This window comes from Streptomyces griseosporeus, from assembly GCF_014656055.1.
In the GTDB taxonomy this organism is placed as follows: Bacteria; Actinomycetota; Actinomycetes; order Streptomycetales; family Streptomycetaceae; genus Streptomyces; species Streptomyces griseosporeus.
Genome location: NZ_BNBR01000002.1, coordinates 281,768 through 303,052, shown reverse-complemented (window position 1 = coordinate 303,052; position 21,285 = coordinate 281,768). Strand labels below are relative to the sequence as shown.

At 69.3% G+C, this 21,285-nt stretch carries 17 protein-coding genes; 10 read left to right on the top strand and 7 right to left on the bottom strand.

The window, feature by feature from the left end:
• Positions 1-9 precede the first annotated feature (9 nt).
• Both IE308_RS10395 and IE308_RS10390 read right to left on the bottom strand, forming a co-directional pair.
• Positions 10-1,899, bottom strand: a complete 1,890-nt coding sequence (locus tag IE308_RS10395; protein ID WP_268256476.1) for a glycoside hydrolase family 15 protein — start codon at positions 1,897-1,899, stop codon at positions 10-12.
• Positions 1,896-5,534, bottom strand: a complete 3,639-nt coding sequence (locus tag IE308_RS10390) for an ATP-binding protein (RefSeq protein WP_190217633.1) — start codon at positions 5,532-5,534, stop codon at positions 1,896-1,898. The genes IE308_RS10395 and IE308_RS10390 overlap by 4 nt, the downstream gene beginning before the upstream one ends.
• Positions 5,535-5,909: 375 nt before the next feature.
• Here IE308_RS10390 and IE308_RS10385 point away from each other — a divergent pair, with 375 nt between their 5' ends.
• The 9 genes from IE308_RS10385 (at position 5,910) to IE308_RS10345 (ending at position 16,118) form a co-directional block, all read left to right on the top strand.
• Complete coding sequence (locus IE308_RS10385) at positions 5,910-7,337, top strand: glycoside hydrolase family 15 protein (RefSeq protein WP_190217632.1); 1,428 nt, start codon at positions 5,910-5,912, stop codon at positions 7,335-7,337.
• 65 nt (positions 7,338-7,402) lie between these two features.
• A complete protein-coding gene (locus tag IE308_RS10380) occupies positions 7,403-9,331 on the top strand; it encodes a GMC family oxidoreductase (RefSeq protein ID WP_190217631.1) in 1,929 nt (642 codons plus the stop codon).
• Positions 9,328-10,440 carry a ferritin-like domain-containing protein gene (locus tag IE308_RS10375; protein ID WP_190217630.1) on the top strand — a complete coding sequence of 371 codons (1,113 nt, stop codon included), beginning with the start codon at positions 9,328-9,330 and terminating at the stop codon, positions 10,438-10,440. The genes IE308_RS10380 and IE308_RS10375 overlap by 4 nt, the downstream gene beginning before the upstream one ends.
• On the top strand, positions 10,437-10,961 hold the full coding sequence (locus IE308_RS10370) for a hypothetical protein (RefSeq protein WP_110626069.1): 525 nt from the start codon (positions 10,437-10,439) through the stop codon (positions 10,959-10,961). Before IE308_RS10375 ends, IE308_RS10370 begins: the two co-directional genes overlap by 4 nt.
• The gene (gene iolE, locus IE308_RS10365; RefSeq protein WP_190217629.1) at positions 10,958-11,881 is read left to right on the top strand and encodes a myo-inosose-2 dehydratase; all 924 of its coding nucleotides are present in this window, start codon (positions 10,958-10,960) and stop codon (positions 11,879-11,881) included. Before IE308_RS10370 ends, iolE begins: the two co-directional genes overlap by 4 nt.
• Before the next feature lie 2 nt (positions 11,882-11,883).
• Positions 11,884-12,909, top strand: coding sequence for a sugar phosphate isomerase/epimerase family protein (locus tag IE308_RS10360; protein ID WP_190217628.1), 1,026 nt, complete (start codon positions 11,884-11,886; stop codon positions 12,907-12,909).
• Positions 12,910-12,914: 5 nt separating this feature from the next.
• Positions 12,915-13,730, top strand: coding sequence for an MBL fold metallo-hydrolase (locus IE308_RS10355; RefSeq protein ID WP_229908815.1), 816 nt, complete (start codon positions 12,915-12,917; stop codon positions 13,728-13,730).
• A 20-nt stretch (positions 13,731-13,750) separates the two neighbouring features.
• The gene (locus tag IE308_RS10350; protein ID WP_190217626.1) at positions 13,751-15,406 is read left to right on the top strand and encodes an alpha-keto acid decarboxylase family protein; all 1,656 of its coding nucleotides are present in this window, start codon (positions 13,751-13,753) and stop codon (positions 15,404-15,406) included.
• 148 nt (positions 15,407-15,554) lie between these two features.
• Complete coding sequence (locus tag IE308_RS10345) at positions 15,555-16,118, top strand: HdeD family acid-resistance protein (protein WP_190217625.1); 564 nt, start codon at positions 15,555-15,557, stop codon at positions 16,116-16,118.
• A gap of 25 nt (positions 16,119-16,143) precedes the next feature.
• Here IE308_RS10345 and IE308_RS10340 read toward each other — a convergent pair whose 3' ends face one another.
• From IE308_RS10340 to IE308_RS10325, 4 genes are all read right to left on the bottom strand, one after another.
• Entirely contained in the window at positions 16,144-16,458 is a 315-nt protein-coding gene (locus IE308_RS10340) for a protealysin inhibitor emfourin (protein WP_190217624.1), read from the bottom strand.
• A 31-nt stretch (positions 16,459-16,489) separates the two neighbouring features.
• Positions 16,490-17,737, bottom strand: coding sequence for a M4 family metallopeptidase (locus tag IE308_RS10335; RefSeq protein ID WP_229908814.1), 1,248 nt, complete (start codon positions 17,735-17,737; stop codon positions 16,490-16,492).
• 42 nt (positions 17,738-17,779) lie between these two features.
• On the bottom strand, positions 17,780-18,727 hold the full coding sequence (locus tag IE308_RS10330; protein ID WP_190217623.1) for an endonuclease/exonuclease/phosphatase family protein: 948 nt from the start codon (positions 18,725-18,727) through the stop codon (positions 17,780-17,782).
• A 202-nt stretch (positions 18,728-18,929) separates the two neighbouring features.
• Positions 18,930-19,187 (bottom strand): amphi-Trp domain-containing protein, encoded by a 258-nt coding sequence (locus tag IE308_RS10325; protein WP_110626061.1) that lies wholly within the window; start codon positions 19,185-19,187, stop codon positions 18,930-18,932.
• Between the two features lie 258 nt (positions 19,188-19,445).
• Between IE308_RS10325 and IE308_RS10320 the strand changes: the two genes are divergently transcribed.
• Positions 19,446-20,825, top strand: a complete 1,380-nt coding sequence (locus IE308_RS10320) for a DUF2252 domain-containing protein (RefSeq protein ID WP_229908813.1) — start codon at positions 19,446-19,448, stop codon at positions 20,823-20,825.
• A gap of 10 nt (positions 20,826-20,835) precedes the next feature.
• Here IE308_RS10320 and IE308_RS10315 read toward each other — a convergent pair whose 3' ends face one another.
• Positions 20,836-21,285 carry a DUF7144 family membrane protein gene (locus IE308_RS10315; protein ID WP_190217621.1) on the bottom strand — a complete coding sequence of 150 codons (450 nt, stop codon included), beginning with the start codon at positions 21,283-21,285 and terminating at the stop codon, positions 20,836-20,838.

Sequence of the window (21,285 nt, the reverse complement as noted above, 5' to 3'; positions counted from 1 at the left end):
GTGGCCGGGCTACCGGGTGTCGAGCGCCCGGTCGAGGGTGAGGGTCGCGTCGATGAGGGCGAGGTGGGTGAAGGCCTGCGGGAAGTTGCCCAGTTGGCGTCCCGTGGGGTCGATCTCCTCCGAGTACAGGCCCAGATGGTTGGCGTACCCCATCATCTTCTCGAACACCAGCCGTGCCTTGTCCGTCCGCCCGGCCCTGGCGAGGGCGTCGACGTACATGAACGTGCACAGCGAGAAGGTGCCCTCGGAGCCGCGCAGGCCGTCGGGCGAGGCCTCCGGGTTGTAGCGGTAGACGAGGCTGTCGCTGACGAGTTCCCGCTCGATGGCGTCCAGCGTCGACGACCAGATCGGATCCTCGCTGCTGACGAAACCGACCGTCGCCATGCGCAGCAGCGAGGAGTCCAGTACGTCACTGCCGTAGTGCTGGACGAAGGCCCGCCGGCCCTCGTTCCACCCCTTGGCCATGACCTGTTCGTAGGCCGCGTCGCGCTCGGTCTGCCATCTTCCGCCCGCCGACGGCCAGCCCTTCGCCCCGGCGAGGCGCAGCGCGCGGTCGAACGCCACCCAGGACATGACCCGGCCGTAGGTGAAGTCCTGGCGTCCGCCGCGGGTCTCCCAGATGCCCTCCTCCGCCTGGTCCCAGTGGTCGGCCAGCCAGTCCAGGTTCGCCCGCATCGAGGTCCATCCCCCGTAGTCGCCCTGGAACCCGTGCTGGTGGGCGAAGTACATGCTGTCCAGCGCCTCGCCGTAGATGTCCAGCTGGAGCTGGGTCGCCGCGCCGTTGCCGATCCGCACGGGCCGTGAACCGGCGTAGCCCTCCCAGTGGTCGAGGATCTGCTCCTTCAGGTCGGACGAACCGTCGACCTTGTACATGATGTTCAGCGGCCCCGTCGTCCCGCCGCTGCCGGCCTGCTCCTTGACCCGGTCGCTCAGCCAGGCGATGAACGCCCGCGCCTCCTGCGTGAAGCCCAGTCCCAGCAGGGCGTACACGGAGAACGAGGCGTCACGGATCCAGGTGAAGCGGTAGTCCCAGTTGCGTTCGCCGCCCAGTTGCTCCGGCAGGGCCGTCGTCGGAGCGGCCACCACGGCGCCGCTGGGCGCGAAGGTCATGAGCTTCAGCGTGATCGCGGACCGCTCCACCATCTCCCGCCAGCGCCCGGCGTACCGCGACTGCGCGAGCCAGGAGCGCCAGAACCCCGCGGTCTCGTTGAACAGCTGTTCGTACGTGTCCAGGCGGACGTCGGCGGGTGGCCCGTCGGCGCCCATCTCCAGCATCAGGCCGCGCTGCTGACCGGCCCGCAGCGTCAGCGACAGGGACAGGTCGGCTTCCCGGTCCATGACGAAGTCGGCGAGCCGCTCGTCCCCCGGTTCACGGATGCGGTGCACGGTGAGTTCCGTGCCGTCCTCCGCGGCGAAGACCGCTCCGTTCGGCGTGATGTGCAGGTCGTGTTTGCTGCGTCCGTAGTCGAACCGGGGCGCGATGTCGACCTGGAACGTCATGCTGCCGCGCACACAGCGGATCAGACGCACCAGCCGGTGGCAGGAGGTGACCGTCGTACCGGTCACCGGCATGAAGTCGACGACCTCACCCGCGCCCGCCTCGGTCATGAACCGTGTCACCAGGACCGCCGTGTCGGGCAGGTACAACTGCTTGGTCGCATGGGTCGGGTGCGCGGGCCGGACCGTGCAGTGCCCGCCGTTGTCCTTGTCCAGCAGAGCCCCGAAGACGCTCGGCGAGTCGAACCGGGGGGAGCAGAACCAGTCGATCACACCCTCGGTGGTCACCAGCGCGGCGGTCTGCAGATCGCCGATCAGTCCGTGGTTCTCGATCAGTGGGTAACCGTCCATCAGGACTTGCCTTTCGAGCCAGTTCCGCCGGGTCCTCCCCTGCGTCCTCAGAGGAGGTGTTCGTCGTCGTCGGTGGTCTTGCGGTTCCGGTTGGCCATCTGCTCCCAGAAGATGTGCAGCTCACTGACGGGGATGCTGACCCAGGGCGCCGTGTGCCGGCTGACGGCCGGCAGGTGCCAGCGGGAGCGGCTGTGCAGGAGGGCCTGCTGCTGCCGGCAGAACAGCTCCGCCATCTCCGTCTGCGCGTTGCCGGCCTGGGGCGGGTAGGGGCACAGGCGGAACTCGCACGGGGACACACAGGTGGTGTGGGCCTCGTCCCGGTCGGCGCGGCCGACGCTGCGTTCGGGGTGCAGGCGGCTGCGGTCGTGGGTGAGACAGTGCGGGAGGCTGTTGCGGTTCGCCAGCTTCAGACGCTCCTCGATGTCGTCCGGAGTGCCGTTGCCCCGGGTCAGGTTGAGCATGACGAGGACATCGGCGAGGAGGCGCTGCGCTCGCGGGTGCAGGATGCTCCAGCCGACCGAGGGGGCGATCCACAGGTTGTGCTTGCGGTACCGCTCCGGATCGGCCGGGGTGGAACCGACGTTGTCGGTGACCTCGTTCTCGTCGATCCAGACGAACCGCTCCGGATGTCCCGTCTCCAGGGCCAGGGTCACCAGGTCGCCCGCCTCGGCGACGAACGGGTGCAGGACCTTCTCCGTGCGGTGTTCGGAGGTGTCACCGCCGCGGGCCGGGACGTCGTGCGCGCTGCCCGCCATCGTCAGCCACCGGGCGACCGATCTCGTGGGCTCCATGGGTCCGTCGGACGCCGGGTCGCCGTTCCTGGCCGGGCGGTCGGCCGGCGCGGTACGACGGCGGTGCCCGTTCGGTGAGCCGGAGCCGTGTCCGATGGTGTCGGGCAGCTCCCACAGGCACAGCGCCTGGAGCAGACAGAGCTGGGCGTACCAGTAACGACTGCAGGTGAGCATCTTCTCCGCCTGCTTCACCAGGTAGGCCCGCGTCTCCTCGTACGCCTCCGGGTGCCGTTTCCTGCGGTTCGCCGCGCTCTTGAAGCCCTGAGCCAAGGCGTTCTCCAAGGAGAGCGGCATCCGTGGGACCGGTCGGTCCGCAGCGGTGGTCAGGTTCTGCAGCCAGAGGCCCATCCGCTCCTTGGCCTCGTCACGGTACTTCTCCGAGACGGAACCGACCATCATGGGAACGAGCCAGGCCCGGAGGGTGAAATGGCGCCACCACGTGATGCGGCTCTGCTCGTACTCCGCGACGATCGAGTCGTGTTTGCGCTGCCTTCTCCTCGCCGCCTCCGGGTCGGCGGCGCGGGTCGTGCTCTCCTCATTGAGCCAGGCCGTGTAGTCGTGGTCCAGTTTCTTCTTGGCTTCCTCGCTTTTCCGCAGGTATTGGGTCATGGGGTCGGTCCCGAGGGGGAATTCCGTGCGCAGGTCGCGGAAGGCGGCATCGCCCCCGGAGGCGATCTCGTACGCGATCGCCGTCCGGACGGAAGCGGAGGGCTCGCGCGTGCCGATCTGGAAGAGCTGCTTGTAGGGCAGGGGACCGCCCCTGTGGCGGCGCTCCCTTTCCCGTAGCGCCGCTCCGAAGCGCCGCACCAGACGCAGTTTCGCGTCCGCGATGGTCCGCTGGTCCCCTCTGATGTCGAGGCCTGCCCATTGTTCGTCGAGATCCCGAGCCAAAGTGTCCTGAAGAGACACCGGGTCGACGCAGTCGATTTCCAGAGCCGCGGCATAGAGGTCGAAGTATTTCGGATCGTGTCGATCGGCTGCGGCGGCACGCAGCAGCTCGGCCAGGTTCGGCCTTGCGTCGTGGCTCTTCTCACGCCCGGGAGTCCCTCGCGTCCGGCCTGTGACGGGATCTGCCCGGTGACGGGAGAGCAGCACCAGAGCGATGAGCAGCTCACGGGACGGACCCGGGCTGCGCAGCGCCGGCCGGACGACCGCGTCGATCTCGGCGTCGGACATCTCCTTCAGCAGGCGGAAGCCCAGATAGGCCTGGAGGATGCTGTGCGGGAAGCGGACCTTGTTCTTGCAGCCGTACACCAGTCCCAGGAGCTGCCCGTCGGCGGTGTACCTCGCCAGCTCGATGCGGCATTCCACGGGGTAGTCCACCGTGTTCAGCCAGGGCGCGGACACCCCGATCTTCCGGGCGAGCACACCCCAGATCGCGTCACGCTGCGCCGGGGTGGCGACGAGGCGGGTGCCGGGCTGCACCGGTGAGGCTGGTGACTCCTCGTGTCCGACCTCGCACTTCCTGCGGCGCAGCAGATCGTCGACGTGCGCGTTGACGAAGTCGTCGAAGGGCACCTCCAGGCTGTCCTGGAACAGCCCCAGACAGGCCAGCGCCGACACGACCCACATGGTTTCCTGGCGTTCCTTGCGGTCGATCACGAGCTTGTCGAAGATGCGGCCGTCTTCGAGCGCCTGGCGATAGGTGTTGAGAAGCCCGAGACGGAGCGTGGCGCAGTCGTTGCTGCGGGTGTCCAGGCGGTCGCCCTCGCCACGCAGGGTCAGATGCTCCAGCAGACCGCACTGCTGCAGCAGTCGGGCGATCCGCAGGTAGATCGGGGAATCGGCGACCTGGGCGGTCTCCACCACCCAGTCGAGCCGCCGCTCGTCCAGCTGACCGGGCTCCCGGATCAGATACTCGAGGGCGGCCTCCTCGCTCAACGGCTCCAGGTTGGCGATCGCGGCCCGCGTGCCCTCCAGCGGTGCGTGCGGGCGGGAGGCGATGACCAGGGGCAGCTTCTGGCGGTCGGCACGGTCTATCGCCCGCCGGATGATGTTGTCCCGGTCCTCCTGGTACTTCTCGTCGAGGAGGGCCTCCTCCAGGCCGTCGGCGATGACGACGGCCTTGTCGTCGAGTCTCAGCTGCCGCCACGTCTTGTCGATGTTGCTGCCGGCGAGGACTCCCTGATCTGCCTCGTCCTGGAAGCGGCGCCGCGCCATTTCCTCGAAGTCGAGTTCACCGTCGCCTTTCATGTCGCGCAGACTGATGGGCACGGGAACGGCGTCCTGCTGCGCCAGCATCCGGGTGAGTTCCACCAGCACGGCCGTCTTGCCGACCCCCACCCCGCCGACGAGCAGATAAGGCTTGCGGGTCTTTCTGTTGCGGAGCGTCTGGGCCATTACCTGGGAAAGTTCATGCCGCCCGACAATCCGATTGACGAGGGTCCCGGCCGTGGGGACCAGCTCATGCGGTCGGGTGCGGGCCTTGTTGACGATCGGCTGCTTGGTCTTGTGGTACCAGTAGAGCAGGAAGAGCGCCAGGAGCAGGGACGCGGTCAGAATTGGGCCGGCAATGTGGTTGACGGCATCGAACCACTCGGAATCCAGTACATGATGCAGCGCTTCGTCTCCTTCAGAAGCGTGGGGCTGCTTGTCATCGTAATCCAGCTTCGACCCGTAGAAATCGTAGACGGTCAGCGCCACCCAACCGAACAGCAGAATCGTCCCGACCAGCGCATATATACGCAGCAAAGGACCAAGGGAGAAATTCCAGGAGCGCCATTCGCGATTCGGCACGATGCTCCTGCGTGCCTCCCTTTCCGTTCTGTATTTGCGCCATTTTCTGCCCACGGTCCGTGAGGCCCGGGTCCACCACCGCCTCGGGTACAGCGTGTACCACGGTGCGCTGTGGGGTCGCGCCTTGCCTTCCGGGTGGCGGATGACCTTGGTGGGCATGAGGTCCGTTCCCTCCGCACTGCAGCCTTCATTTCCATGAAAGCACTCGGGGGGTGGACCGCAACACGACCGGCGAAAGGCTGGTGACGGACCGTCAGATCGTATACGGTCGCCCGTCCGCGAGCCCGCACCTCACACGGCGATCTTGCGCATTCGCGCGTATCGTGGGATTCACGGCAGTGGTCTGCGCGCCGGACATCCAGGCAGCGCTATCAACTCGCCCTTCCAGGTTGAACATAGAAGTTCTTGAGAACGATCTGCGCTCTTTCGCGCCGGCACCGCGGCCGGCCCGGGCCGGAATCCCACGTACTCGTGGCGGCAGCCCCCATGGACGCATTCGCTTTCCGTACTCCGCTTTCGTTACGGAGTTCAACCATGCTCGAGTACACCACGTCCGGCCTGCGCGCCCGCACCCACCGGCCGGGCGACGCCCCCTCGGCGCGGGCGACCGTGCAGACCTCCCTCGCCCCGGGCGCGCTCGATCTGCGGTCCCTCGTACCGATCATGTTCGCCTTCATGCTGCGCAACATCGCCAGCAACGGCTTCGTCTACAGCGACCCCCAGGCGCCGGGCGACGTCTCCCGCGACTCGAAGCCGGGCTGCGTCATCGCCGCCCCGTCCTTCCCGGCCCAGACCCCCGGCATCGACCAGGACTACGTCTTCAACTGGGTGCGCGACGGCGCCATCACCGTCATGGAGGTCGTGCGCTCCGGCCTGCCCGCCGGCCCCGACGGGACGGTGCCGACGCTCGACGACTACGTGCGGTTCGCCGACCTGTGCCGCTCCCACGCCCGACCGCCGCTGACCCAGGGCCACTCCTGCTTCACCATCGCCGGCGAAGCCCGCCCGTGGACCGAGCAGAACGACGGCCCGGCCCTGCAGACGAGCACCGTCCTGGCCGCCTGGGACCAGCTCGGCGCCGGCACCCGCGAGCAGGCGGTCGACCTGGTCAACTCGAACGTGGCCTATCTCCTCGGCGTCTTCGAGGAGCCCACCACCAACCTGTGGGAGGAGCACAACGGGTACAGCTTCTTCGCCCGTTCCGCCCAGCTCCGCTGCTTCGAGGAAATCCAAGCCTCAACCATCGTCGGCATCGACAAGCCGGCCACGCTGCGGCCCGCCGCCGACCGGCTGCGCCGAGCGCTGGCGGAGCACTGGGACGGCGGCATGTACGTGAGCGTGCTGGCCGACCCCGGCAACGGAGCCCCGCCCTCGCCCCGGAACCCCGTCGTCGTCGGCTACGACCCGAACATCGACATCGTCCAGGCGGCCGTCTACGGGGCCGTGCCCGTCACCGACACCAAGCTGCTCGCCACGGCGGCCCGGCTGCGGTCGCAGTGGGAAGAGGGCGGCCCCGCCTTCTACCCGATCAACAAGTCCGACCGCGAAGGACGCGGCATCGGCCCGATGTTCGGCCGCTACCCGGACGACGTCTACGGCGGGGACACCGCGCACCCGCAACGCGGCGGCCACCCCTGGGCTCTGTCCACCTGCAACGTCGCCGAACTGCACTACAAGCTCGCCGCCGAGATCAGGACGAGAGACGCGGTCCCCGTGGACGACCTGTCCACCCCCTTCTTCGCCCAGTCCGGCATCGACGCGTCGACCCCGCCCACGGCCGCCGCCACCGCCCTGACGGCCACCGGTGACGCCATGGTGCGGGCGGTCGTCTACCACAGCGATCACCTGGAGCTGTCCGAGCAGTTCGACGGCACGACCGGCTACCAGCGCAGTGTCCGCAACCTGACGTGGAGCTACGCCGCCTACCTGTCCGCGATGCGAGCCAGGGCCGAGGCCGTCTGACGGCCGGCCGACCGGCCGGGCCGCTCCGGAACCGGCGCACCTGACAGAGGAGGAGTGACCGCCTCATGTACGAGAAGTTCCCCGAGGGCGCGGCACAGCGCACCGACCCCGCGGTGGCGGCCGACGATCTCTACGACGCCGTCATCGTCGGAGGCGGCATCTCCGGCGCCCTGATCGCCGCCAGGCTGAGCCAGGCGGGTCGCAGAGTGCTGATCCTGGAGGCGGGCCCGGCCGAGGATCTCACCCTGAGGGGCTACGAGGACTACCTCAACCGGTTCTACGAGGCGATCAGCAAGGACAACCAGGCCCCCTACCCGGCCCTCCCCAACGCCCCGATGCCCCGCGGCACCGACGTACGGCCCATCGTCCCGGGGGCGCCCGACGCCTCGGCCTACCTCGTCCAGAACGGCCCCTTTGCCACCGACACCACCTACACGCGCGTCCTCGGCGGCACCACCATGCACTGGGAGGGCAAGACGCTGCGGATGCTGCCCGAGGACTTCCGCATGCGGTCGCTCTACGGCGAGGGAGCGGACTGGCCGCTCTCCTACGACGACCTCGCCCCGTACTACAGCGAGGCCGAGCGCGAGATCGGTGTCTCCGCCGACGTGGAGGACCAGGCCTACCTCGGCATCACCTTCGACGACGACTACGTCTTCCCGATGAAGGGCCTGCCCCTGTCCTATCTGGACCGGACGGTCGCCAAGGACATCGACGGGATGGAGGTCGAGCTCGACGGCGTGCAGCGGCGGCTGCGGGTCCGGCCGTTCCCGCAGGGCCGCAACGGCATCGCGAACCCGGACTACGACGGAGGGAAGGGCTATGTGCCCCAGGGCGCGGTGAGCGCGTACCAGGTCGAGGTCGGCGAGCGCTGCCAGGGCAACAACAACTGCGTGCCCATCTGCCCGGTGCAGGCCAAGTACAACGCCGGCAAGACCCTCGCGGTGGCCCTGCGCACCGGCCGGGTGGACCTGGTCGGCCAGGCGGTGGCCCACAAGGTGCACATCGACGAGCGCACGCGCCGGGTGACCGAGATCGAGTACCGCCGCTACGACCGGCCCGACAGCCCCGGCTTCACGACGATGAGGGCCCGCGGCCGCCTGTTCGTCCTCGCCGCCAACGCGGTGGAGAACCCTCGGCTGATGCTCGCCTCCGGCCTGCGCGGTTCGAGCGGCCTGATGGGCCGCAACTTCATGGACCACGCCTACCTGCTGGCGTGGGGCCTGCTGCCGGAACCGGCCGGCACCTTCCGCGGCACGGTCTGCACGGGCGGCATCGCCGACCTGCGCGGAGGCCGTTTCCGCAGCCGGCAGGCGGCGTTCACGATCGACATCCACAACGACGGCTGGGGCTGGGCCCGCGGCGCCCCCATGACCGACCTGATCAGCCTGGTGGACTCCGGCAGCCGCTACGGTGCGTCGCTGCGCCAGGGCCTGGTGGACCGGGTGTCCCGGCAGCTGCAGCTGGCGTTCATGGTCGAGGTCCCCGCCGACCCGAGCAACCGGATCACCGTGAGCCCGGACTTCATCGACGCGCTCGGCAACATGCGGCCTGTCCTCACCTACGACATCCCCGAATACACCATGCGGGGCGTGGCCTACGCGCGACAGCTGTCGAAACGGATCTTCGCCCGGCTGGGCGCCGAGGACCACACCGCGTACAACCCGAACTTCTGGGGCTACGCCGTCCACGACGGCGAGGGGTACGAGATCCGCGGCGGCAACCATCTCGCCGGCACCCATGTGATGGGCCGCGACCGGACGACCTCGGTCGTCGACGCGGACCAGCGGTGCTGGGACTACGGGAACCTCTACATGGTCGGCGGGGGGAGCATGCCGACGGTGGGCACGTCGAACGTGACGCTCACGATCGCCGCCCTGTGCCTGCGCAGCGCCCGGGCCATGCTGGCCCGGCTCGACTCCGAGACCGCACCCGTCAACGTGACCTCCAACCGGCGCGACGCTGCGCCCACCTCAGGGAAGGCGGCCTGGTGACCGTGTCCACCATCGAGAACCGCGACGACCTGATCCGCTATCTCGAAGCGGCGCTGGCACTCGAACACGCCACGCTCCCCCCGTACCTGACCGCGTACTACTCCATACGCTCCACCACCAACTCCGACGCCGCCCACATCATCCGGGTGGCCGCGGTGGAGGAGATGCTGCACCTGACCCTCGTCGCCAACGTCCTGAACGCCGTCGGCGGGCGGCCCGACCTGACCCGCCCCGGCTTCGTGCCCTCCTACCCGGCCTACCTGCCGGACGGGGAGGACGACTTCACCGTCGACCTGCGGCCCTTCTCACCCGAGGCGGTCGAGACGTTCTGCAAGATCGAGCGGCCCGGCAAGGCCCCCAGCGCCGACGAACGGCTGCTGAGCGCACCCGCCGACAGGGCGCCGCTCCTCGTCTCCAGCCCCACGGCCGAGGGCATGCGCTTCTACAGCATCGGCGAGTTCTACGAAGAGATCACCGAGGGACTCGAGAAGGTGGCGGCCGACGACCCGGCGCTCTTCCGCGGGGACCCGGCCCGGCAGGTGGGCCCCGAGTACTTCTACTCCGGCGGCGGGACGATGATCGTCGTCACCGACCTGGACTCGGCCCGGCGGGCGCTCCAGTTCATCGCCGCCCAGGGTGAGGGCCTGGATTCGGGCATCTACGACGCGGAGGGCGAGCTCGCCCACTACTACCGGTTCCGGCAGCTGCAGCTCGGGCGCTACTACCAGGAGGGCGACGAACCCGGCACCCCCACCGGACCGCCGCTCAGCATCTCCTGGGACGACGTGCACAACGTCAAGGTGAGCGCCAAGCTGGCCGACTACCCGCCCGGCTCGGAACTCGCCCGCGTGGCACGGGAGTTCAACGCCGACTACGGTGCCCTCCTCGCCCTGCTCACCCAGGCGTTCGACGGGCGGCCCGCCCTGCTGCAGGACGCCGTGTGCGACATGTTCCGCCTGCGCGACGGGTTCAACCGGCTGATCTGCAACCCCCTCCCGGGCCACGACGGCCTGCACGCCGCTCCCACCTTCGAGATCGAACCCGCGGCCGGGTCCGATCAGCCGGCCGCGCGGGACGCCGGCGAGCCGACCCGGGCGGTGACACCATGACCGCCCCGTCGCTTGAGGACTTCCTGCTCCTGTCGGTCGATCTCACCGCGTTCGAGGAGACCGATCTGCTCGGCACCGGCATGGCTGAGGGCTACCTGGAGAAAGTGCGGGCCGCCTGCGGTGACGGGATCGTCGCGGCGCTCCTGGACGCCCACCGGGCGGCCCGCGCCGACGCGGCGGCCGAGAACGGAAACCAGACACGCACCCCGCTGGAGGGGGAGGCGTTCGACCGGGCGCTGCGCCACCGCGTCTTCAGCGACGACCGGCTCGGCCCGGTGGCCCGCAACATCATCAAGCTCTGGTACGCCGGGATGTGGTACGCCCTGCCGCCGGAGTGGATCGACCGGTACGGGGCCCACGCGGCGGTGGGCACCTCCACGGTCACCGCCGCCTCCTACCAGGAGGGGCTGCTGTGGCGGGCCATCGGAGCCAACCCTCCCGGGGCCAAGGCACCCGGGTACGGCTCCTGGGCCCGGCCACCCCGCATCGCGGACCGCTACCTGAAAGGGGCGAGAAGATGACCGACGTAGCGGAACGAGCCGTCCGCCTCAGCCCGGACAGGGTCAAGCTCGGCGTCTGCTGCACCCTGTGGTGGAACGACGACTTCCCCACCATCGACGCCGGTGTCTCCTTCGGGCAGGCCGTGAGCGAGATGGCGCTCGCCGGCTTCCAGGGCTGCAGCCTCGGGCACAAGTGCCCCACCGACGCCGCCGAGCTCAAGGCGGCCCTCGACCTGCGGGGCCTCACGGTGTCCGAGCCGTGGACGAGCACGTACTTCACCATCGGCAGGATGCGGCAGAAGACGATCGCCGCGTTCGAGGACACCCTGGCCCACATCAGGGCGCTCGGCGGAACAGAGCTGGTCGTGGCCGAGTTCGGCGGGTCCTCCCATCTGCTGCCGGTGGACGTGTTCGCCAACCGTCCGGTCTTCACCGACGCCCAGTGGGACGCCCTGACCTCGGGCCTGGAGGAGCTGGGCAAGATCGCCGCCTCGGCGGGGATGAGGCTCAGCTACCACCACCACATGGGCACGGGCGTGATGACCCGGGCCGACATCGACCGGCTCATGGCGTCGACCGACCCGCACCTGGTCCACCTGCTGCTCGACACCGGACACGTGGCCTTCGCCGGCGACGATCCGCTGGAGGTGGCCCGGGATCACGCCGACCGCATCGGCCACGTCCATCTGAAGAGCGTACGGGCCGAGGTGGTGCGGCGGGTGCGCGAGGAGGGCCTGTCCTTCCAGGAAGGCATCCAGCTCGGTGTGTTCACCGTCCCCGGGGACGGCGCGATCGACTTCCGGCCCATCCTGGAGGTGCTGGCCGACGCCCGTTACCAGGGGTGGCTCGTCGTGGAGGCGGAGCAGGACCCGAACAAGGCCGTGCCGCTCGCGTACGCGAAGAAGGCCCGCGCCTACCTCGCCGACATCCTGGGCTGGTGACGATGAACGCGACACTCGGACGCGACGTCTTCTTCAGCTTCTTCATGTTCACGGCCGACCTGCGGCCCCAGGACGCGCGGTACACCCGGACCCTGATCCAGCACCTCGAAGCCCTGACCGACATGGGCTACGACGGCTTCGACGTGCACATCGCCGCCCAGCCCCCGACCGTCGACCACAAGCTGGAGGTGGACCGGTACACCGACCTCAAGAAGGCCTTCACACAGGCGGGTCTGGGGGACGTCCGGTTCACCACCAACGTGGGGACCACCCGCACCTTCGACCCGACGTCGCCCTACGAGGAGCAGCGCAGGCAGGCCCTCGCCTACCTCAAGTCCCGGGTCGACATCACACGGGTCCTGGGCGGCGACTCGATCATGTCGGGGCCGTTCATCTATCCGTACGGCGCCTTCCCGGTCACCGACACCGGGGAGCCGATCTGGAGCGACGCCCTGCAGGAGTGGATGAAGCCGCGCTATCACGCGGCGCGCTCCGTCTTCGAGGAGCTGCTGGAGTACGCCGAAGCACGCCAGGTGAAGCTCGCCGTCGAACCCGTCAAGAGCTGGGAGACACCGCCACCCAACATGGTCTCCGAGGTCCTGGACTTCCTGGAGGGCCTGGAGCACCCGCGGGGCGGCGTGACCGTCGACACCGCGCAGGTCCTGATGGAGAGCCAGGGCCCGTCGGTCCTCAAGGACAACATCGCCCGAGCGGTGCGGCAGGACCGGCTCTACTACGTCCACATCTCCGCACCCGACCGGGGAGCGGTGAAGGACAGCTGGATCCCGTGGCACATCGTCTCGGAGGAGATCGAGCCGGTGTACCGCGGGCCCTACCTGATCGAAGTGTTCAACGCGATCCCGCCGTTCGACAGCTCCATGCGCATGGCGCGCCGGCGCTTCTGGCGGCCGGGCGAGGACGACCCGGTGCAAGGCGTCGAGAGCGCCTACGACGTCGCCCGTGCCGGCCTGGAGGAACTGTGCGAGCGGATCGCCCCGTCCCGGAGCGGAAGAGGCCACGCATGCTAGCCCAGGTGTCAGATCCCCTCGCCATGGTCGTGAAGCAGACGGACGACGTCCGCATCCACACCTTCGTCGCGTCCTTCACGGGCAGCAACATCGCGAACGCCACCCACATCATCGAGACCCAGAACCAGCTGGTGCTCGTCGACGGGCAGTTCCTCGCCCCCTACGCGAAGGCGTTCCGAGCCTACGCGGACAGCCTCGGCAAACCGATCGACCGGCTCTACCTCTCGCACCGGCACCCCGACCACTGGTTCGGTCTGGGGACCGCGTTCACCGACGTCCCGGTCCACGCCCTGTCCGAGACGATGACCTTCGTCCACGACCACGGCGAGGACTCCCGCAGCGACCACTGGAAGCTCGGTGACCTCCTCCCGGAGCGCATCGTCATCCCCAAGCAGGTGGCCGCCCCCGGCGAGGAGACCATCGACGGGCTCAGATACGTCTTCGACCGGGTGACGGACACCGAGATCGACTACCACCTCACCCTCAGGCTCCCCGACGTGGGCGTGTACGTCGCCCAGGACCTGGTCTACAGCGGAACCCACCTGTACCTGACGAAGCACCTCGACCACTGGATGCGGGTGCTGCAGGAGATGCTGGTCTCCGACTATGTGCTGTTCCTGCCGGGCCACGGCCTGCCGGCCGACAAGAACGAGGTCGCCCGCAACGTCGAGTACCTCGCCGCCGCCCGGCAGGCCATCGGCGACGGGCTGGCCGGCGACGCCTTCAAGAGCTTCATGCTCCAGCGGTACCCGGAACGCAGGTGCCCCGGAATCTTCGACATCTACATGCCCCGGCTGTTCGGCGGAGCGAGCGACTACTGACCCACGGAGGTGTCCCCACCATGGACACGGGCTGCACGGTAGGACGGTATCTGGTGGACCGGCTCCGCCAACTCGGGCTTGAGCACCTGTTCGCCATCGCCGGGGACTATTCGATCGAGTGGCTGAACCGGTACGTCACACCCAACGGCATCGACATCGTCGAGGAGGTCAACGAGGTGAACGCCGGTTACGCGGCGGACGCCTACGCCAGACTCAAGGGGATCGGGGCGCTGTGCGTCACCTACTCCGCGGGCGCGCTGTGTGCCGTCGGCGCCGTCGCCGGCGCCTATGTCGAGAAGGTGCCGCTCGTCCTGATCAACGGCACGCCCAGCGTCAAGAAGACCATCACCTTCGAGCAGACCGGCTTCAGCGCCCATCACTTCATCACCGGGCGCGAGACGGATCTGCAGTCCTTCGAGCACGTCACGGCCGCGGCCATCCGGGTCGACCACCCCGACCTCGCGCCGGCGCTGATCGACTACGCGCTCACCAAGTGCATCAGCGAACGGCGCCCCATCTACATCGAGCTGCTCCAGGACATGGTCGACCTGGAGTGCGAGCCGCCGCAGGGCGTTCTGCAGCCGGGCCGGGCCCTGTCGGACGAGACCAGCCTGGAACAGTCGGTCGCCCGGATCCGCGCACAGCTGGAGAACGCCGAGAACCCGCTCATCTGGCTCGGTGTGGAGATCGACCGGCTCGGCCTGCAGGACCAGGCGCTGAGCCTGATCCAGCAGCTGAACGTCCCGTTCGTCACGGAACTCCTCAGCAAGGCCGTCCTGTCGGAGGACGACCCGCTGTTCGTCGGCGTGCTCGACGGGCAGGCGTCGTCGAAGGCCGTGATCGATGTCGTCGACGCGTCCGATTTCGTCCTGGCCCTCGGTGTGTGGCTGACCGACATCAACTCGCTGGGCTGGGAACCGGACTACGGCAAGACCGCGTTCGCCTCGTTCGACGCGGTCAAGTGGGGAACCTTCTTCGCCGGCCAGGTGGCGCTGGGGCACCTGATCGACGGGATCCTGGCGGAGAAGATCGTGCCCAGAGGGCGGAAACTGCCGGAACGGGCGGCACGCGTCGCGCCCGCCGTGGGCGAGGCCGATGTCATCACCTACCAGGGGTTCTACAGCTACATCCAGCAGTACATCGACAGGAACACCATCGTCGGCGTCGACGCGAGCATGAACTACTTCGGCAGCCTGCTGCTCGACGTGCCCGACCCCGGAGGCTTCGTCGTCCAGTCGTCCTACTCGGCCATCGGATACAGTGCGGCCGCCGCGACGGGGATCTGCCTGGCGAAGAGCCCGGGCCAGAAGGTGCTGGTCTTCTCCGGCGACGGCGGCTTCCAGATGACCGCGCAGTGCCTCTCGACCCAGACCCGGTTCGGGCTCGACCCGGTCATCTTCGTCATCGACAACGGCGTCTACGCCGTGGAGCAGTGGCTCGCCGACGCGTCGGTGTTCCACACCGACAAGCCGTTCTACAAGCCCTGCGAGCTGCACCGGTGGAACTACAGCGCGCTGGCGGACGTGTTCGGCTGCCAGGGCTGGGAGGTCGGCACGTACGGAGAGCTGAGCGACGCCGTGACGAGCGCACTGCGCAACACGAGCGGCCCGTCCCTGATCCAGGTCCACGTGCCGGACAAGACGATCCCCGACAACGCGAACTGGAAGACGAACTAGCACCCGTGAGCCCCCGTCGGCCAGCCCGTCGGTCAACCCGTCGAGGGCCGCGGCCCATTCATCGCCCGGCGGTGGGTACTCACCCCTCCCGCGGCCTCGCCCTGAGGCGCGCGGTGACGGACCTGTCGTTCGGTGAAGGGGTGTTCGAGTGCGTCAGCAGCTCAAGTGGATGCTGGTCCTGCGGGGCGGCGCGGCCATGATGTTCGGGATCCTGGCCCTGATCTGGCCGGGGGTGACCGTCCTGGCGCTGGCGCTGCTGTTCGGCGCGTACGCGCTCGTGGACGGAGTCGCCCTCCTGGTCGGCGCCCTCCGCAGGGAGGGCGCCAAGGGTCACCGGTTGGCGCACGCTGTCGGAGGCGTGCTCGGCATCGCGGCCGGTCTGATCACCATCGCCTGGCCCGGTGTCACCGCGCTCGCGCTGGTCGCCGTGGTCGGCGCGTGGGCCGTGGTCACCGGCGTGGCGGAACTCTGGGCGGCGGTGCACTTCCGGCGGGAACTGCACCACGAGTGGCTGCTGTTCGTGGCAGGCGCCGCCTCGCTGGTCGCCGGAGTGCTGATCCTGGCCCGCCCGGACGTGGGGGCGATCACCGTCGCGCAGGTGCTCGGCCTCTACGCGCTGATCTCGGGCGCACTGGTGCTGGCTTCGGCCTGGCGGCTGCACGGCACGGCGTCCCCGGCTCGCTCGGCACGGCGTCACGCCCGCCACGCCTGAGCCCCGCTCACTGCTGCAGCCTGCCTCACTGCTGCGCGAAGTGCTCCTCCAGCCAGTCGACCAGGTCGGCGAACTCCTGGGACATGGCGGCGTCCGACTGCGTCAGTACGGTCGCGTGGCCGGCGTCCTCCACCGTGACCCGGTAGCTCATCGCGTCCCTCGCCCGGCCCGGCCGGCCCTCCCCGCTGGCCAGGCGGGACGTGGGGACGGCCGCCGCCACCAGCCGGGCCAGCTCCGCCGCCGCGTCCTCGGGCAGCGCATCGGTGTCCAGCACCCTGGGGGGCAGGCCGAGCCGCACGGCCGCGGCCTGCCCCCCATGGGTCGTCAGGGTCACCTTCATGATCGTCCGGCGGCCGGGCCGCCCCCGGGGATCACTTGCTCCCCTGCAGCGACGACACTTCCTTGGCCAGTCCCGACACCTGCGCGGCCAGCGCCCCGATCTGCTGGTGCAGGGCTGTCAGACCGTCCTCCCGGCCCGCGCCGTCGCTGCGGTCGGCCGCGAGGCTGCGCACCCGGGCGAGACCGACCGGCACGCCGCTGATCTGGATGCCGACCTCCTGCCATGCCGCCAGTACGGCCAGTTGCTCGGTGCTGTCCGCCCCGTAGAGCTGCCCGGCCTTCTGGTAGGTGGTGTCCGCGAAGTCCTGGAACTGGGTCTCGACGTCGGACGCCTTGAGCGACTCGTACCAGATGAGAGCCGGCGCCTGCCAGGCGAACCCGCCGATGCGGATCGCGGTCAGGTAGAACGCCTTGTTCGGGATGCCGGAGTTGATGTGCACTCCGCCGAAGTCACCGGGTTCGGAGTCCGGCAGGTGCACGAACCTGCTCATGTGGTCCGGCTGCGGGTCCCGTCCGAACAGGGCGTTGTCGAAGGCGTGGCCCGGGTTCTTCATCGAGCGCAGCGCGTCGGCGTCGACCTCCGGGGTGAAGATCTCCGCCCCGATCAGCCAGTCCGCCGCCTCGGCCGGCTGGTTCAGGGACCACTGCTTGACCAGTGACCCGAAGACGTCCGAGATCGACTCGTTGAGCGCGCCGGACTGGTTGTGGTAGGCCAGCCCCGCGGTGAACTCGGTGACGGCGTGCGTCAGTTCGTGGGCGATCACGTCGAGGGACCCGGTGAAGTCGGTGAACATCCTCCCGTCCCCGTCCCCGAAGATCATCTCGCGGCCGTCCCAGAAGGCGTTGTTGAACTTCCTGCCGAAGTGCACGTACCCGTCCTGTCGCATCCCACGGTCGTCGAGGGAGTCGCGCCGGAGCACCTGCCGGTAGAAGTCCCGCGTCTTGCCGAGCCCGTCGAAGGCCCGGGTGACGGATGGATCGCCGGACGGTGGCCCGTCCTCCACCTGGGCCACTTCGGCCCCGGGGAGGAACGTGCTGTGCTTGCAGTCGAAGACGGTCCGCCGGCCGTTCCCGGGGGCGACGGCACCGGCGAACAGCGCCCGGACGCCTCGCTCACCCCTCAGCCGCGTGGTGGTGAGCAGGGTGTTCATGGCGGCCTGGCGCACCTCGTCGTGTTCGCTCTCCAGAAGCTTGTCGAAAAGGTGCGGAGGAATGATGCAGTTGACGTGGCAGGGCTTGCTCATGGGCATGTTCGCAGGCCCGTTCGTGGGCGTGTTCATGGGAATCCTCCGGATGAGGCGGCTCGGGCCTACGGCTCGTGCCTACTGCACCTCGAGGTCGATGACGACGGGGCAGTGGTCCGATGCCTTCGGCTTGTCCTGGCCCACGCCGGGAAAGCGGGGGCCCTTGTATTTCACGGCCCGCAGTGGCATCCCCTTGCGGAATATCTCGGGCGAGGCGTCCGGGGCCGCCTGCGCGAGCGAGGTGGACGGCAACAGGTAGTCCAGCTGACGGTATTCGTCGCCGCCACTGAAGAAATGCGTCCACCGGTCGTCCTCGGGCAGCCGGGCCACCACGTTCTCGACCTGGTCCCAGTTGACGAGCTGGTCGATGCCGGAACTGCCGTCCCCGTTCGTTTCCAGATAGTCGTTGAGATCACCCAGGATCACGAACGGACTGCTTCCCGGCGCCTCGCGGCCGAAGCGGTCGAGGACGAGGTCCATCACCTTCCTGGCCTGGCGCTCCCGCTTGGCCCTGGTCTGCGCGCGTCCGCCGAGCATCGATTTGAAGTGGTTGACGAAGAGACTGACGGTCGTGGTCCGCTCCGGGCCCACCTCGACCTGCACGTCGACCTCGAGACAGTCACGCGAGAACAGTGCCGCCGTCGGGCTCGCCGGATCCATGAAGTGCTGGTTCGACCGGATACGGGTGATGGGCACCTTCGACAGCACGGCGACATCGATCAGCCGGGGATCGTTGCCGTCGACTCCGGCGACGTACGGGTACTCGGCGCGCCCGCCCAGCGCCTGGGCGCGGAAATGCTTGAGCGTGTCGACGTTCTCCACCTCTTGCAGGCACAGCACGTCGGCTCGCAGTTCCCGGACAGCCGCTCCCGTGATGGCTTTGTCGTCGACGCCCAGTTCCTCGAACCGGGTCTGGTCGACGATCCATCCCCTCGTATTGGCTGTCGCGGGGTCGACTCCCTCCTTGAACCGCCAGCGGGCGAAGAGGTTCTCGACATTGAACGTGGCCAGTCGCAGCGTAGTCACAGCCCCTCCCGAGAAAACGGGGTGGATTGATGGGCGTCGCATGGGAAAAAGCAATCATGCGCTGCTGTGACAGCGGCGGACTGAACTCGGCGCTTACCAGCCCCCTTTCCGGTGGCGGGGCCTGGCCGTTACCAGTATTCTCCCGCCGGCCACGACGGCTGGCAAACGGAGCCGACATGCCGCGCCGCGGGGTCGAAAGGCGTCAGTCGCCGTCCCCCGGCGTACGCTCCGACGGCTCCGTACTCCACGAGAACTCGATCTCCAGGTCGATCTCGCCGTCCTCCAGCTCGACCTCGATCTCGGTGCGGAGCTCGTCGGGGATGCGCACGGTCAGCGTGCCGGGGCCGAGGGCCAACTCGGCCTGACCGCCGCGCCGGAGCGCGGCCGCCAGCGCCTCCAACTGGTCCGCGGCCTGGGCGCGCGACAGCGTGCGCCGCTGCTCGAACTCGAGATCCTTCACGGAAGCCTCCCGGGTCGACGGGACCAGCGGACCCCTCCCATGGTCGCACCGCACCGCTCCCACGTCCTGGCGGGAGCGGACCACCCGCGGCCGCGTGGCCGGCCCGCGGAGCACGGGCCCGCCCCTTTCCCCGGGTGGCGGCCGACGGCAGGCGTGGCAGGCTTGAGATGCTTCCGCACCGGCCGCCGGTCGGCGATGACGTCATCCTCGGGGCTTCCCGCAGCGTGGCCGGCGACGTCCACCCCCAGGAGCCGCCCCGTGTCCACCGCACCTCGCCACCCGGGCGAGTCCACCCCCGTGCCCCCCGCCTCCGAGGACCCCGCCGCCCGGGGCCGCGCCGCCCGCGACGCCGTCCCCCTCTCCCTGCACGGCGACTGGACGCCGTCGCCGCGGCGGCGCGACCTCGTGGCCATGCTGGAGGAGGAGGCCGCGCCGCGGATCCCCGAGCTGGTGCCGATCCGCTACACCCGCATGTCCGGCTCCCTGTCCGCCTTCTACCGCGGCACCCCTGCGGTCATGGCCGCCGACCTCGCCGCCGTGCCGGACACCGGGCTGGTCGCCCAGCTGTCCGGCGACGCGCACCTGTCCAACTTCGGCCTGTTCGCGTCCCCCGAGCGCCGGCTGGTCTTCGACCTCGACGACTTCGACGAGACGCTGCCCGGCCCCTTCGAGTGGGACGTCAAACGTCTCGCCGCCAGCCTCGTCGTCGCCGCCTACGACAACGACACCCCGCAGGACACGGCCCGCGACATCGCCGCCGAGGCCGCCCGCGGCTACCGCGTCCACCTGCGCGAACTCGCGGAAGTCGGCGAACTCGACGTCTGGTACGAGCACATCGCGGCCGACGACCTGCTCCAGGAGATCCACAACTCGCTCCAGCGCGCCCGGCTCCACCGCACCCTGGACCGCGCACGGCAGACCGACAGCTCCAAGGCCATCGCCAAGCTGACCGAACCGGGCCCCGACGGCACGCCCCGGTTCGTCCACGACCCGCCGCTGATCGAACCGGTCGACGAACCGGGCCGGGCCGTCGTGGAGGAGGTCTTCGCGGACTACCGCGCCAGCCTGTCGCCGGCCCAGGCCCGGCTGCTCGACCGGTACCGGATCGTGGACGCCGCGCTCAAGGTCGTCGGGATCGGCAGCGTCGGCACGCGCTGCTTCGTCCTGCTGCTGCAGGGACGCGCCGTCGGCGAACTGCTGCTCCTCCAGGCCAAGGAGGCCGAGCCCTCCGTCCTCGCGCCCCACGTGAACGTGCCGGTCGCCCACGAGGGACAGCGCGTGGTGGAGGGGCAGAGGCTGCTGCAGGCCTTCGGTGACATCTTCCTCGGCTGGTCCACCGGGCCCACCGGCCGTCACTTCTACTGGCGGCAACTGCTCGACATGAAGGGCTCCGCCACCGTCCAGGGCATGTCCGCCGGCCTGATGCACCGGTACGCCGGGCTCTGCGGCCGGGCACTGGCCCGCGGCCACGCCCGCTCGGGTGACCGCGTCGCCGTCGCCGCGTACCTCGGCGACGGCCCCTCCTTCGAGGAGGCCGTCGCCGACTTCGCGCTCGCCTACGCCCGGCAGACCCGCGAGGACTTCACCACCTTCACCGAGGCCATCGGCGACGGCCGCCTGCCGGTCGCGCCCTCCTGACCCGCACCCCTCACCGGTCGCCGCGCGGCACGCTGTCGAAGGGGTCGCCGAAGTCCTCCTTCCGGGCGACGCACAGGGCCCAGATGATGAACCCGGACATCGTGATCATGATGACGGACCACACCGGGTAGTACGGCAGCGACAGGAAGTTGGCGATGATGACGAGGCCGGCGATGGCCACGCCGAGGACCCGCGCCCAGGTCGCCGCCTGGAACAGGCCGATGCTGACGATCACGGCCACGGCGCCCAGGGCGAGGTGGATCCAGCCCCAGCCGGTCAGGTCGAACTCGAAGACGTAGTTGCGGGTGGTGAGGAACACGTCGTCCTCGGCGATCGCCATGATGCCGCGGAAGATGTCGAGGATGCCCACGAGGGTGAGCATGACGGCGGCGAACGTCATCAGGCCCGCGGCCCACGCGTACTTGGGGGGCGACGTCCGGGGCGCATGAGTGGCGGTCAT

Bases quoted from the DNA above. Each gene is read 5' to 3' on its own strand.
- IE308_RS10390 (WP_190217633.1), bottom strand. From the start codon at position 5,534: ATGCCCACCAAGGTCATCCGCCACCCGGAAGGCAAGGCGCGACCCCAC.
- IE308_RS10385 (WP_190217632.1), top strand. From the start codon at position 5,910: ATGCTCGAGTACACCACGTCCGGCCTGCGCGCCCGCACCCACCGGCCG.
- IE308_RS10380 (WP_190217631.1), top strand. From the start codon at position 7,403: ATGTACGAGAAGTTCCCCGAGGGCGCGGCACAGCGCACCGACCCCGCG.
- IE308_RS10370 (WP_110626069.1), top strand. From the start codon at position 10,437: ATGACCGCCCCGTCGCTTGAGGACTTCCTGCTCCTGTCGGTCGATCTC.
- iolE (WP_190217629.1), top strand. From the start codon at position 10,958: ATGACCGACGTAGCGGAACGAGCCGTCCGCCTCAGCCCGGACAGGGTC.
- IE308_RS10360 (WP_190217628.1), top strand. From the start codon at position 11,884: ATGAACGCGACACTCGGACGCGACGTCTTCTTCAGCTTCTTCATGTTC.
- IE308_RS10350 (WP_190217626.1), top strand. From the start codon at position 13,751: ATGGACACGGGCTGCACGGTAGGACGGTATCTGGTGGACCGGCTCCGC.
- IE308_RS10340 (WP_190217624.1), bottom strand. From the start codon at position 16,458: ATGAAGGTGACCCTGACGACCCATGGGGGGCAGGCCGCGGCCGTGCGG.
- IE308_RS10335 (WP_229908814.1), bottom strand. From the start codon at position 17,737: ATGAACACGCCCACGAACGGGCCTGCGAACATGCCCATGAGCAAGCCC.
- IE308_RS10315 (WP_190217621.1), bottom strand. From the start codon at position 21,285: ATGACCGCCACTCATGCGCCCCGGACGTCGCCCCCCAAGTACGCGTGG.